Raw genomic sequence first — 14,406 nt, forward strand, 5'->3', positions numbered from 1 at the left:
AGTAATAAATGACAGTTATTTATAACCTTGTTTAACGACTAATATTGATATCCGCAAAGGCTTGTTTTAGCTGCTCATAAGCCTGTATCGACGCATCGTTACTGACATCAGGATTGACGATATTTAAAGTTAGATACAGGTCACCTGCTTGCTTGGCAGGGATACCCTTGCCTTTAAGACGTAAATTGCTACCGGACTTGCTATTCTTAGGAATAGTCACACCAAGCGTACCCGCTGGCGTACTGACATTGATTTTTTCACCCAATGCCGCTTCCCACGGTGCAATATTTACAGTTTGATAAACGTCTGTGCCTTCTATGCGAATATTGGCATCATGACGAATTTTAACCTTCAAAAACAAATCACCATTTTTGCCATTACTGCTACCAGCAGCACCTTGCCCTGCTAAACGAATTTGCTTACCATCAGTGATACCTTTAGGAATTTTGATCTTAAGGGTTTTATTGTCGTAGTCGACATTGCCATTGGGCTGACGAACAGGGACGTTTAGCTTAATGCTGTAGTCGTCGCCACTATAGACTGAAGATAAATCAACGGTAATCTCGGCATGTTGATCTTGACCTTTGCTATCTTGTGCACCAAACCCACCGCCAAATTGGTCAAATCCTTGACTTTGAGAACGACCACCTGCCTGTCCACTAGCCGACCCACGTGCCCCGCGACCAAACGCTGAGAAGATATCATCGAAGCGAAAACCACCATCACCAAAGGCCTCACCGTCACCAAACTGGTCTTTGATATCTTCCCAGCGAAAACCACCTTGACCCGCATCAGTTTGCCCACTACCACCAAACCCACTTGATCTACTTTGACCAGCAAATGGATTATTGAGCATAGCGTCATATTCGGCGCGCTTTTCTTTGTCTCTAATCGTTTCGTAAGCGTTGTTTATTTCTGCAATTTTATTATCAGCGTCTGGATGATCACTGACATCGGGATGGTATTGACGAACAAGCTTACGGTATTTTTTTTTGATATCAGCGTCTGAGGCGTCTTTTTTGACCCCTAAAATGTCATAGTAGTTTTTCTCTGCCATGTTATTTTCCCCAAAATAAAAACATATTAGTGGTATCAGTCTGCCAATTTCAAACGATACGGTATAGATAGCTACTAGATTTTGCTATAGCAATTTTTGTAGCCTACTTATCATCATAACAATAATTACAACAAACACCGTTATATAAATATTACCAGTAGTGATGCCAAGCGATATCTACAATACTCTCTAGTACAGGCAAACAAACACCTTTGCCTTAAACTAGACTTTTTTAAAATTTAGAATCATTAACTCTCTATTGACACTACAAGAATGCCAAACCTTCTTTTTTACAAAATAGTAAGAATATAGCAAGGTTTTTTACATTATATTATCTATCTCTATTTGAGCTTTCATAACGATAATTATGCTATATCGATAGATTTGGTCTTTATATATTACCTATTTATATTGCGTTATTGGCTTTTCAATATTTTGTCGGCTTCTTGATGAGAATCACTCTTTATAAGTCTAATTTTAGTACCTACGACATCGTTATTTCTTCTAAAAAATAGCTATTTTTCCTTAAAAAACAGGTATTTGACCTCATGAGTTTTTTACACGGCAGTAATAATATGACAAGCTAGCTCTTGTAGAATCCCCTATTATTCATACTCATAGGGAGTATAGATAACGTAGGCAAGAGCATCTGTCTATTTTATTAATTGCTTAAAGGTATTAAATGTCTTATTTAATCAAGTCTTTGGTTGTCACTTTATCGCTATTACTTAGCACCACAGTTTTTGCAGCCAATACCAGTTACTACGGTAGTAAGTTTCATGGTAAGCGCACAGCGAGTGGCAGTATCTTCAACATGAACTCTTTAACCGCTGCACATCGCACGTTACCGTTCGGCACGAAGGTACAAGTAACCAATCAAAAGACAAAGCAGAGCGTCGTTGTAAAAATTACGGACAGAGGACCTTTTATTAGAGGTCGTATCCTTGATTTATCAAAAGCCGCTGCTGGTGAAATAAACTGTCAGCTTTGTACGACCACGATGGAAATACTGTCGTACGGTGATGGCAAATATCGTAAGGAATAATGTAATAAAAAAGGGATGGCTTATGCCATCCCTTTTTTATGTCTGCTTATATAACTAACTATCTAGAACGCTTTATGCGAACTTAGCTTCCATCTCTTCTAAAGTCGTCATTGATAGTAGTAACTTCTCTTCATTATCACTATACTGCTGCTGTAGCGCCGTTTGCTCATTGAGCAAGACAAGTAAGTCAGACTTACGGCTCTCTTCGTACAGCTCTGTATCAGCCAGTTTTTCTTCAAGCGTTACAAGCTGCTTATCAATTTTAGCCAGTGTCTTTTCTGTTTCCTCTATCTCACGGCGGATAGGTGCTGTCATTTTACGTTGTTCAGCGGCTAGCTTACGCTGCTCTTCTTTACTAAGTGCAGGTGTTGCAGCTTTACTCTTTAACGAGTCATCAGATGACTTGTTACTTGCTTGACTATTATCTGTTTCACGTGAAACGAATTTCTTACTCTCCTTTTTGCTTTTTTTCTTACCAGTATTTTTATCTGATGCGTTTTCTTGCTTGCGCTTCTCTGCTAGCCATTTACCATAGTCACCAATGTCACCATCGAACTCTTCGATGATGCCATCATGTACCAGATACAGCTCATCACAGACATTGGCAATTAGTTCTCGATCATGCGATACCAGTACCACTGCACCTTTAAAACCTTGTAAGGCGATAGTCAATGCTTGACGCATTTGTAAGTCTAAATGGTTGGTAGGCTCATCGAGTACAAGGACGTTTGGACGCTGCCAAACAATCAACGCCAAGGTCAAACGCGCGCGCTCACCCCCTGAGAATAGCTCGCTTGGGGTATCAATGCGCTCACCGCGGAAGTCAAAGCTACCCAAGAATGAACGTAGCATCGCATCAGAGGTTTTGCCCGCTAGGCGACGTAACATCTCTATAGGCGTTGCTTTGGCATCTAGGATATCCATTTGATGCTGATTGAAATAGCCTAGCTTTAGGGTATCTGAAACACGATATTTCCCTGTTAGTACGCCAAGCTCACCGACTAATGCTTTAATCAGCGTTGATTTACCAGCGCCGTTCATACCCAATAAGCCAAGACGGGTGTCAGGGGTCACCTGTACATTGGCATTATGTAGAAGCGGTGTCTCACTATAGCCAATATCTGCGTTGGTCAGCTCAATCAGCGGTGAGCTCATGTTTGCTGGCTCATAAAACTGAAACGAGAAAGGGTTGTCAGCCATCATTGGTGATAGCTCTGCCATACGCTCTAACTGCTTAATACGGCTCTGTGCTTGCTTGGCTTTACTGGCTTTAGCACGGAAACGACGAATAAAGTCATCCAAGTGAGCCTTGGTCGCTTCTTGCTTTTCAAACGCTTGCTGCTGCTGCGCCATACGCTCGTGACGGGTACGAATAAACTGCTGATAGTTACCAGTATAAAGGGTGATTTTTTGTTGCTCTACATGCAGGATATGACCAACTGTCGCGTCCAAAAACGCTTGGTCATGCGAAATCACAATGACCAGGCCCATATAGGCATTGATCCATGTTTCAAGCCACAGAATAGCGTCCAAGTCCAAATGGTTGGTTGGCTCATCGAGTAACATCAGATCAGCACGGCTCATCAAGGTTTTGGCGAGGTTTAAGCGCATACGCCAACCACCAGAAAACCCTTCTACTGGCAGTTCATGCTGGCTCGTCTTAAAACCAAGACCTGCCATAATTTGTGCTGCTTTGGTCGGCGTACGATATCCGTCGATTTCATCGAACTGCTGGTGTAGCACACCAATTTGCTCATCACTAACACTGCTCAAATCATTTAGCGCCGCATTAATTTCATACCACTGCTCATCACCGCTCAATACATAATCGATTGCAGACTGCGTCGTAGCACCAACTTCCTGTGCCATGTGCGCCACATGCCAGCTATCAGGAATACTGACTTCACCTTTATCAAGGGTGACCTCTGTATCGCCTGTACCCATCTGCGTCAGTAGTAGCGCAAATAAGGTAGATTTGCCTGTGCCGTTGTTGCCCGTCAGTCCAACTTTGTGACCTGGATGGAGCTGAAAGCTTGCACCTGCAAACAATTCACGACCATCACGGCGAACACCAACGTCTTTAAATTCGATCATATAATTTCTTCATCTCAACAATAATATAGATATAGGGCAATAAGAAACACACATAGGGTATGCCAACTGGCGGCTATTATTTCAAACGCTTGCTCCATAGGCAAACAATTAAATAACTATTTCAAAACTAAGTATTTATTATGCTAAGTACCTTACGTTGCACAAGCGACTCTTGAGCTCATACATGGTTGTTACTATTATAAAGGTTATGGCCGTAAAATACCGTAATATGACTAATAAGCTTTAAGACTGCCTAATATTATTAAGTAGTGTTTTATATAGTCACACGCTATTATTTTTTAGTCTGGTTATTGGTTTAGCCCCTTGACGCAGTTATTTTAAAAAACACAATATCAAAAATGGAGCACTGCTATTCATTAGTAAAATTCAGTAGTTGCATCACTCTTGACAAACGAATCAGCACCCCCATTATGATATACTGCTAAAAGATAAGTGCCCACTATCAATAGAGCCAATAAAACGTTGTAGTAGCACAAATACTATTTTGAAATTGTACAAACAGCTTATAATGCACCAATAGCTTTGCCATAATGACAGCACCCAATTAAATCAAACGCCGTGCGTATCTTTATTTGCAAGTACCCTATTGCAAACCCAAACAGGACGACGACCGCATTTGATCCTAGCAACTGAGGTAGATATGAACGAATCAGCCAACCAATTTAGCCCAAGCTCAAGCCAGCCAGTAGACCCAACCGTATTAAGCCTAACCGATAGTGCGGCGCAAAAAGTACGCCGTCTACGCGAAGAAGAAGGCGATAGCGATCTTATGTTACGTGTTTATGTGACAGGTGGTGGTTGTTCTGGTTTCTCTTACGGGTTTAACTTTGCCAACGATCTAAACGAAGACGATGCCAATTTTGATAATGGTGATGTGACGTTAGTCGTCGATTCGCTAAGCTATCAATACTTGCAAGGCTCTACCGTTGATTATACTGAAGGACTGGAAGGGGCACGTTTTGTGGTGACCAATCCAAATGCCACGACCACTTGCGGCTGCGGTTCGTCATTCTCTATATAAGCCAAATAGACGTGGTCGCGCTATGATTATTAAGATAATGCGATAGTGTGCCAATACTATGTCAAATAGCTTGTAGGCATAATGAACAAAGCATCTATCTCTCAGGTAGATGCTTTTTTTATCAAACTGTCTGGCCAGAATAACGCTATATTCGAGATGAATTTGTATTAAAAACAGGGTCAAAATCCTCACAAATCGCGTTGCCTAAAGCTTATCGTATTTGTAATTGTCCGTGGTTTTCAAGACAGCTTTGAGCTAAACTGACGGAATTATTGACCTAACATTTACCTATTTTATGGACAAACGCTTATCGTGTTTTGATCCGCCATAATAAATAACAATAGATGACTATTATGAGTAATTTTGCGAGTAGCTTTGTTAATTTCGAAATCCCTAATTGGTTTGATAGCCAACACTTAACGGGTATGCTCCGCGGTATTGAAAAAGAGGGCCTACGCGTAAAGCCTGATGGTTTCTTGGCACAGACCCCGCATCCAGCCAAACTTGGGTCAAAACTTACCCACCCTTTTATCACTACCGATTACTCAGAAAGCCTGCTTGAGCTCATCACTGAACCAAAGTCCTCACCAAAAGAGACCCTCAATATGCTGCGCCAATTGCACGTATTGGTCTATCAGGGCATACCTGAAGGTGAGCTGATGTGGCCATTATCGATGCCTTGCATGTTGTCTTCTAAAGACGAAGATATCCCACTAGCTGATTATGGTAGCTCTAATACGGGTAGGCTAAAAACTCTATATCGTAGTGGCCTTGGTATCCGCTATGGTCGTCGCATGCAGACTATTGCTGGTCTACATTACAACTTGTCTTTTGGTGATACGTTGTTTGAGACGTGGCAAGCCCAAACACCGACCGCACAAAGCCAAACGTTGACAGAGTTCAAAAACGAAAAATACTTAGGGCTGATTCGTAACTTTAAACGTCTAACCAGCCTTGTTTTATATTTGCTAGGTGCCAGTCCAAGCGTGTGTCCTTGTTTCTTGGCAGGGCGTGAGCACGATTTAGAATTGCTCAATGATTCGACCTATTACAAACCTGCGGCGACTAGTCTGCGTATGGGCAAGCTTGGCTATACCAATAGCGTGCAAGAGCAACTTGATATCCGTTATAACTATCTGCCAGAGTATGTCGATGGTCTACGCCGTGCCATCCAAACGCCGCACGAAAGCTTTGCTAAGCTTGGCCTAGAAGACGAAGCTGGCAATCCAATCCAAATTAACAATCATATTTTGCAGATAGAAAACGAGTACTACAGCCCTATTCGTCCTAAACAAATCGCAATGAGCGGTGAAACACCAACCGAAGCGCTTGAGCGTCGTGGTATCGCCTATGTCGAGTTCCGTGCTATCGATCTTGACCCATACAGTGACGTAGGTATTCGCCTCTCTAGTGCTTGCTTCTTAGAAGTGATGGCGCTGTATTGCCTGTTCAGTGACTCACCAGACTTGCTACCTGAAGAAGAAGACACGCTCGCTATCAATCTTGAACGTGTGGTCAATGAAGGTCGCCGTGATGACTTGCATATTATCAATAATGGCCAAGAGCAGTCACTTGAAAGCTGGATGCTCACTCATCTAGAGCGTATGCAGCCGCTTGCTGCATTGCTTGATGCTCACTACGGTGGTAACGATTACCGCGCGGCCGTAGCATTGATGCAAGGCAAAGCAGGACACTCGGAGTCGACTATCTCTGCACAAGTGAATTCCGATAGCAAACGCTTAGGCAGCTTATGGCAGCTTGGATTTACGTTGGCTCAGCAGCATCGCGAGTCTTTACTACAGCAGACACTTAGTCCAAATACTCAAGCTAAATACGAGGTATTGGCAGAAAAATCTATCTTACAGCAAGCTGAGATTGAGCAGTCTGAAACAGAAGACTTTATGGAATTTTTACAGCAGTATCGCTAAGCCTTGATTGCTAGCTTTCAACTGCCAGTTATTGATTGCTGAGTTCTGATGACTAGTTTTCGATTGCTAAGGTCTAATTGCTAAGTCCTGACTGTGAAGTTTTGACCGCCTAATTTTATTTGCTACCCTACATCTATTATAGATAAATCCATAAGAGTAACCGCACAATGCGACAGCTAACCACTTACCGTAACCTGCAAGTATTTTTGGTGATAATGGCCATCATAGGCATGAGTTTTGCGCTGTTTTATCTACAGCGCCATCTAGGGCTTTCACCTTGCCCGCTCTGTATTTTTCAGCGTGTTGGTCTAATCGTCATGGGCGGATTTGCCCTGATATCAGCGTTGTTTAATCCTAAGTCTAAAGTGATAAGACTACTGCTATGGCTTGGTAGTCTAGTTGGTATTGGTTGGGCAACCGCAGTAGCAGCACGCCATGTATGGCTACAACATCTGCCTGCTGATCAAGTACCTTCTTGTGGTCCAGGACTGAACTATTGGCTTGATACCCTCCCTATCCTACAAGTATTCAAAGAAGTATTTGCAGGATCTGGCGAATGCGCTTCTGTTGATTGGACGCTTATGGGATTAAGTATTCCTGAGCAGTCGTTGATTCTATTCAGTGTGCTGCTGATCGTACATGTCTTGATATTAATGCGTATCGTAAAATCTGCTAATTAGTATCTTATGAATTAATAAGACGTTAGGTTTCTTTCCTAATTCTGCTTTTAAAACAGACATTGCTATCTTCGATACAATGTCTGTTTTTTTGTCTACTATTAACCCGCCCTTACAACCCATATTAGCGTTACCAACAGGTATCGCTAATGTCAACTTATGCCTTTTAGATATAAGGCCAACAACAAAAAGCCCACAGAGATATTTTTAAGCCTTTGATATCTTTAGTCAGCTTACCTTATAAACGGATAAGCATTAGATATTTGTCGCTTTCTACTCATAAGCTATCTGTATTTTGAATATAAGATAATGCTATCAAGTTCTTGATTTATATTATTACTACGCGCCCATGCCTTATTATCTTTATCTTTGACAATGGCTTTACGTTGTCGATAGTATAGATGAGCTTGAAAAATACTTGTTAAAAACTGTTTTTGGTATGACCATGATATATTTTGCTCCCGTTCGCTCTACTACGCTTGCTATCGTAAAACGGTGGCGTCCTTCGTTACTTGTAGCGTCACTATGCGTGCTACTCGTAGGCTGTGATAGTGCCTCGTCCAATACCGATAAAGACATGGTATCTACGTTCGCGTCGACTGGTTCTGAATCGCAGGAGGCTTCACAATCATTGCAAGATGACAATGCTAAAAATGCTGAGCTAGCGGATAATGATGAGACAAGCGAGATGGTGGAAGGGCAATCATTAATTGCTGCTGCTCAGTCAAATAAAGATACCTATGCAGACAGCTCTATGGAGCGATCAGAAGCAAAAAGCAGTATGCTGCAAGCAACACTGATGGGCGATTATGGCGGCATGGTCTCTTGTACAGATTGCGACAGTATCGATGTCACATTGAACTTGTTCGCTGATGGGTCTGTACTAAAAGCAAGTTATTATCATAATCCTGAAAAACCAAAAACACCCCTACTCGAATCGGGTATCTATCGACAAGACAATGATAAAATTACCATTGTCTATGAAGGGAAAAATATCGAGACCTACCATATCCAAGACAATCATTTGATACGGATCGATGAGCACGATAATTTAGAGGATGACTATACGTTATCTCGCAAGTAAAAGCGTCATTATGCTAACTGTTAGTTGGCGTATCGCTACATACTAAAATAACCAAATTACATTAGCTACATAGCGCCTACTTGTTAGGCGTTTTTTATTGGTCATCGAACAGGGTTTACTTTACAATGATTGCTTGTTTGCCAAGCTGATATATTGGTCGTTGTTTATCAAAGCGTTTATTTTTACTGCTAACAGCTAGGCACCTCACATTTTATTTTATCCGCTCTCTATTCTTTTCATTCAAGCGCGTACGGAACGTCTATGCATATTCATATCCTTGGTATTTGTGGTACTTTTATGGGCTCACTGGCATTGCTAGCACGTGCGCTTGGGCATACGGTCACAGGTTCAGATGCCAATGTCTATCCTCCTATGTCCACTCAACTCGAAAATGCTGGCGTGACTATAGAAGAAGGCTATCTGGTAGAACACTTGCAACCAACGCCAGACTTAGTCGTCGTTGGGAACGCGATGAAGCGCGGCATGGATGTGATTGAGTATATGCTAGATAATGGCTTGCGCTATACCTCAGGTCCGCAGTTCTTATCTGAGCAAGTATTGCAGTCACGCCACGTAATCGCCGTTGCAGGTACGCATGGTAAGACCACAACCACGACTATGCTTGCGTGGATATTACATTATGCTGGTATCGACGCAGGGTTTTTGATTGGCGGTGTACCACTAGTTGATACAACTGACGAGCATTTGCAGCAAGTGTTCGCGCACAGCAGCTATTTGGGTGCTGATAAAAGCGATAATGATAAATCTGGTTACTTTGTGATTGAAGCAGATGAGTACGACTCTGCGTTTTTTGATAAGCGCTCAAAGTTCGTTCACTATCGTCCGCGTACTGCTATTTTGAATAACCTTGAGTTTGATCATGCAGACATCTTTGCAGATCTCAATGCAATACAAACTCAGTTCCACCATATGGTGCGCATGATTCCAAGCACTGGCAAAATCATTATGCCAGCCGCGACCATTAGTTTAGAAGATACGCTAGCGAAAGGGGTTTGGACACCTATCTGGCGTACTGCCGTCATCGACTCTACTTTAGATGATACGAGTGAAAATGCGCGTGCTTTAAAAGATAGTAGCGACTGGCAGTCTGAGCTGATTCAAGAAGACGGTAGTAAGTTTAAAGTCAGTTTTGCCACTGATAAAAAGGCAACTGCTGTCGTAAACTGGTCAATGAGCGGTATCCATAACGTCAATAACGCGTTAGTTGCTGTGGCTGCTGCCTATGATGTTGGTGTCAGTGTTGAGACTGCTTGTGCTGCTTTATCAGATTTCGCTGGTATCAAGCGCCGGATGGAGCTGATTGGCGACGTCAATGACATCTTAGTCTTTGATGATTTTGCCCATCATCCAACAGCTATTACAACCACATTGGATGGTGCCAAAAAGAAGCTGGCTGATAGACGTATTTGGGCTATCATTGAGCCGCGTAGTAACACCATGAAAATGGGTATTCATCAAGACAGCTTGGCTCAATCAGCGGCACTTGCTGACTACACGTTATGGTACGAGCCTACTGGTCTGGAATGGGGCTTAAAAGAGGTCATCGAACAAGCCAAGGCTACTAGCGACGCTATCGGCAACCAACAAGTGCTATCAAGCATTGATGCTATTATTGAGCATATCAGCAGTCATGCAAAAGCAGGTGATGCGATTGTGGTCATGTCAAATGGCGGTTTTGAAGGGATTCATCAGCGTTTATTAACGGCATTGCATAACGGTTGACGCTTCTAGCTAAGATAAAGAAGCAGCTCTTATAAAGAAACAGCTCTTCTTATTTTCCTCTATACAAACGCAGCTCATCTAATAGATGGCTGCGTTTTTTACTTCTAATATTTATATGCCTTCATTATATGAATTCGGCACTACAGGTACCACGTTGATAAACGCTGTTAGCACCACTGCTACCTTTGTAACCTTTCGTTTACTTATTGCCCTTACTCGATAGCAAATCGGACTTTTTCCTCACATAGCCCCTACAGTAGTAACATTTTATGCTTACTTTTGCGTCCGAGGAGTGTTTACAATAGGCTTATCAAAACTTGTAACACATTATAAATATTAATAATATTAGGAGAATAACATGAGCTTTATTTGGATGATTATTGTAGGTTTAGTCGCAGGTTTATTAGCACGTGCCATCAAACCAGGTAACGACCCTATGGGTTGGATTATGACTATCGTATTGGGTATCGTTGGTGCAATGCTAGGTGGTTTCCTAGCTGGCCTAATTGGTATTAACGCTGATGGCGGTTTCACTGGTCTTATATTCTCAGTAATTGGTGCAATTATCTTATTGTTCCTATATGAAATGATTGTAAACAAACGCCGTGCATAACTAGTTATAAACTGTGCGTAATTAATTACTAGCTAATTAAAATACTATATAAACAAAGCCTTGCGTTAAGCAGGGCTTTTTTATGCCATTTATCATTGAAATTTAATTTTTCTATATGCATATAGCATCATATGACTGCGAAAGTATTGATAAGCATTACTTTTGTCCCCATTTATCTTATAATATCAACCCTATTTTGTCCTTATCTTTGAGGTGAGCGTTATGGCACTACTCCCTATCTTAAGTTACCCAGATCCTCGCTTGCGTACTATCGCCAAGCCTGTCAAGGAAGTGACTGCTGAAATCAAAACCTTAATCGCAGACATGATCGAGACGATGTATGATGCTCAAGGCATTGGGCTTGCAGCCAGTCAAGTGGATCATCATATTCAGCTTATCGTTATGGATTTGTCTGAAGACAAAAGCTCTCCTAGAGTTTTTATCAATCCAAAAGTCACGCCACTGGTAGAAGAAAAGCAACCGTATGAAGAAGGCTGCTTATCTGTACCTGATGTCTATGACAAAGTCGAGCGTCCTAATAAAGTCCGTATCGAAGCGCTAGACGGTAACGGTGAGGTCATCGACGAAGTCGTTGAAGGATTGCTTGCTGTTTGTATTCAGCATGAAATGGATCACCTAAATGGCGTAATCTTCGTTGACTACTTGTCTCGTCTTAAACAGACGCGTGCTCGTGATAAAGTTCGTAAAGTTCTTAAAATACGTGAAAAGCAAGAAGCTCAATCAGCAGAAAAACAGACACAAGCCGTCAATTCTTAAAGCTCTACTCTTTATTCTTATCTTTTTATTTCGTCTTTATCCTTCACATAGTTACGTCTACAGTGAGTGTTAATATTTAGCATTCACTGTTTGGCGATAACTTTTATAACCGATACAGTTTCCACAAAAGGTTTACTACTATGACAATGATCAAAATTGACCAATATTTTGAACCTGCCAGCTGGCAGAAATTTACCAAGGCTGCTGAAGGTCGCGAAACGCCTTTCTTAGTAGTTGACCTTAGTCGTATCGAAACCAAATACCACGAAATGGTAAGCCTGTTTCCTAACGCGAAACTGCATTATGCAATGAAAGCTAGCCCTGCGGTGGAAGTAATCGATCTACTAGCAAACCTTGGTTCAAACTTTGACTGTGCCTCTATCTATGAGCTTGATCGCGTGCTTGGTTGCGGCGTTGAGCCATCTCGTATCTCGTATGGCAACACCATCAAAAAAGCTGAGCATGTCAAATATGCCTTTGAGAAAGGCATCGATCTATATGCGACTGATTCAGAAGCAGATCTAAAAAACATTGCCAAACACGCTCCAGGTTCTAAAATATTTGTTCGTATCTTGGTTCAAGGGTCAGAGACAGCAGAATGGCCATTGTCACGTAAGTTTGGCTGCCATCCTAATATGGCAATCGACCTATTGGTTCAAGCACGCGAGCTGGGCTTGGTTCCTTATGGTATCTCGTTCCACGTTGGTAGCCAGCAAAAAGACGTCGCTGCATGGGATGATGCATTATCCAAAGTTAAATATATGTTTGACTGGATGAAGAACGAAGAAGGTATCAAGCTACAAATGATCAATTTGGGTGGTGGCTTCCCGACCAATTACATTAGCGAAGTCAACCCTATTAAAGTCTATGCGGAAGAAATTACCAGCTATCTGACTGATGACTATAATGATGACGAAATGCCAGAAATTATTTTGGAGCCGGGTCGTTCGTTGGTTGGTGGTTCAGGCGTGTTGGTCAGTGACGTGGTACTGATCTCTCGTAAGTCTGATACCGATTTGACTCGTTGGGTATATACCGACGTTGGTCTATTCCAAGGCTTAATCGAGACGCTAGGTGAAGCTATCAAGTACCCTGTCTATACGCCCAAGATGGAAACATCTACCAGTGAAGGTACAGTAGTATTGGCAGGCCCAACCTGTGATTCAACTGATATTATGTATGAAGAAGCAGGCTATCAGCTACCAGAAGAGCTTGAGATTGGTGATAAAATCTACTGGCTCACTACTGGTGCTTATACCAACTCTTACTCATCGGTAGAGTTCAATGGTTTCCCACCGCTCGAAGTGATTTATATTGACTAGTACTTAACACTGTTTCACAAAAAAGCGCGGCACGGTTAATACTCGTATCGCGCTTTTTTGTGCGTAACGACTTAGTAACTAGTCAACTCGCAAAGAAATAGGCACGCTATTATTGTTATCAATAGTTCGGCTACCGTTGCTGGTGCTACTGCTTGAGTTTTGTGAAACTTGCCCAATCGTCACCCATTGTCCACGTGGCACGATAATCGTACTGTTAAATCTTTGACCCCGAATAGCATTGCTAGCATTGCCAGTAGAATTATCAGCAGAACTCATTTTATTATAAGGTGAATTCGGCTGCACTAACCTTTCTTCTACTTGGGAGAGTTGTACTTCCACCTGTCCATTGGGCAGCAGTCTTGGTGTGACAGCAATACCTTGCGTCGTTGGCAGTAGTATTTGCTGCTGAATCACAATCTGTGGTCTTAAGTTATCGCTAGCTGAACGATGATAAGTTGAATAGTTATTAGCATTGTAGGTTTGAGTCAGTGAGTAGAGCGTACCTGTGCTGATACTCGCCGCACTGCCAGATAGTGTTTGTACTTGATATAGATTATTACCCTGCTGCAGGCTGCTACGCTGACTAATAACCCCTGCACCTTGGATACCGCGATTGGTAATAATGACCTGACTTTGCTGAATATTGCCTTGTCCGCTACTACTATTGCCAACACGTACGGCGACCGCCAATGCCTGTGGCTGACGGTCAATTTGAGACAATAACTGCTGTACCGCCTGATAATTGCGTGCCGTCGCTTGTAGTACCAATTTATCTTGATACGTAGTCACCGTGCCACCGTCAGGACTACTATTTAATTGTTGCCTTACTGCAGGTAACAGACTAGCCCCACCATAAGTATGGATAACATAGGTTTGAGCAGTGCTAGCTTGTACGGTTACTGGTAGAACCGCTAGACTCAGTGCAAAAGCTGATAGGTTCGCAAGGTTGATGGTACAAACAGCACCAATCAGTCTATGACTAATATAACGTTTGATACTATTCATACCTGCTCCCTTGCTGCTA

The 14,406-nt window shown here is 42.2% G+C and carries 12 protein-coding genes; 9 read left to right on the forward strand and 3 right to left on the reverse strand.

Annotated features, from left to right (window positions below; all coding sequences use genetic code 11):
• Nucleotides 1-31: 31 nt before the first annotated feature.
• Entirely contained in the window at nucleotides 32-1,057 is a 1,026-nt protein-coding gene (locus tag JMX91_RS02455; RefSeq protein WP_201547518.1) for a DnaJ C-terminal domain-containing protein, read from the reverse strand.
• Nucleotides 1,058-1,739: 682 nt separating this feature from the next.
• Between JMX91_RS02455 and JMX91_RS02460 the strand changes: the two genes are divergently transcribed.
• Complete coding sequence (locus JMX91_RS02460) at nucleotides 1,740-2,102, forward strand: septal ring lytic transglycosylase RlpA family protein (protein ID WP_057757673.1); 363 nt, start codon at nucleotides 1,740-1,742, stop codon at nucleotides 2,100-2,102.
• Nucleotides 2,103-2,174: 72 nt separating this feature from the next.
• Here the strand turns inward: JMX91_RS02460 and JMX91_RS02465 are convergent, their stop codons facing one another.
• Nucleotides 2,175-4,196, reverse strand: coding sequence for an ATP-binding cassette domain-containing protein (locus JMX91_RS02465; RefSeq protein ID WP_201547519.1), 2,022 nt, complete (start codon nucleotides 4,194-4,196; stop codon nucleotides 2,175-2,177).
• A gap of 661 nt (nucleotides 4,197-4,857) precedes the next feature.
• Between JMX91_RS02465 and erpA the strand changes: the two genes are divergently transcribed.
• The 8 genes from erpA to JMX91_RS02505 all read left to right on the forward strand — a co-directional run bounded on the left by erpA (nucleotide 4,858) and on the right by JMX91_RS02505 (nucleotide 13,382).
• Nucleotides 4,858-5,238 carry an iron-sulfur cluster insertion protein ErpA gene (erpA, locus tag JMX91_RS02470; protein ID WP_057757666.1) on the forward strand — a complete coding sequence of 127 codons (381 nt, stop codon included), beginning with the start codon at nucleotides 4,858-4,860 and terminating at the stop codon, nucleotides 5,236-5,238.
• 353 nt (nucleotides 5,239-5,591) lie between these two features.
• On the forward strand, nucleotides 5,592-7,166 hold the full coding sequence (gene gshA / locus JMX91_RS02475; protein WP_201547520.1) for a glutamate--cysteine ligase: 1,575 nt from the start codon (nucleotides 5,592-5,594) through the stop codon (nucleotides 7,164-7,166).
• Between the two features lie 167 nt (nucleotides 7,167-7,333).
• A complete protein-coding gene (locus JMX91_RS02480) occupies nucleotides 7,334-7,846 on the forward strand; it encodes a disulfide bond formation protein B (RefSeq protein WP_057757661.1) in 513 nt (170 codons plus the stop codon).
• A 442-nt stretch (nucleotides 7,847-8,288) separates the two neighbouring features.
• Nucleotides 8,289-8,927 (forward strand): copper resistance protein NlpE N-terminal domain-containing protein, encoded by a 639-nt coding sequence (locus tag JMX91_RS02485; protein ID WP_201547521.1) that lies wholly within the window; start codon nucleotides 8,289-8,291, stop codon nucleotides 8,925-8,927.
• Between the two features lie 261 nt (nucleotides 8,928-9,188).
• Nucleotides 9,189-10,670 (forward strand): UDP-N-acetylmuramate:L-alanyl-gamma-D-glutamyl-meso-diaminopimelate ligase, encoded by a 1,482-nt coding sequence (mpl, locus tag JMX91_RS02490; RefSeq protein ID WP_201547522.1) that lies wholly within the window; start codon nucleotides 9,189-9,191, stop codon nucleotides 10,668-10,670.
• A 358-nt stretch (nucleotides 10,671-11,028) separates the two neighbouring features.
• Nucleotides 11,029-11,283, forward strand: coding sequence for a GlsB/YeaQ/YmgE family stress response membrane protein (locus tag JMX91_RS02495; protein ID WP_057757652.1), 255 nt, complete (start codon nucleotides 11,029-11,031; stop codon nucleotides 11,281-11,283).
• Between the two features lie 222 nt (nucleotides 11,284-11,505).
• The gene (def, locus tag JMX91_RS02500) at nucleotides 11,506-12,060 is read left to right on the forward strand and encodes a peptide deformylase (RefSeq protein WP_057757649.1); all 555 of its coding nucleotides are present in this window, start codon (nucleotides 11,506-11,508) and stop codon (nucleotides 12,058-12,060) included.
• Between the two features lie 146 nt (nucleotides 12,061-12,206).
• Nucleotides 12,207-13,382: a type III PLP-dependent enzyme gene (locus tag JMX91_RS02505; protein WP_201547597.1), complete on the forward strand. Its 1,176-nt coding sequence runs from the start codon at nucleotides 12,207-12,209 to the stop codon at nucleotides 13,380-13,382.
• Nucleotides 13,383-13,460: 78 nt separating this feature from the next.
• Here JMX91_RS02505 and JMX91_RS02510 read toward each other — a convergent pair whose 3' ends face one another.
• Nucleotides 13,461-14,387: a hypothetical protein gene (locus tag JMX91_RS02510; protein ID WP_201547523.1), complete on the reverse strand. Its 927-nt coding sequence runs from the start codon at nucleotides 14,385-14,387 to the stop codon at nucleotides 13,461-13,463.
• Nucleotides 14,388-14,406 lie beyond the last annotated feature (19 nt).

Origin of the sequence: Psychrobacter sp. Pi2-1, from assembly GCF_904846645.1 — a bacterium.
Classification (GTDB): domain Bacteria; phylum Pseudomonadota; class Gammaproteobacteria; order Pseudomonadales; family Moraxellaceae; genus Psychrobacter.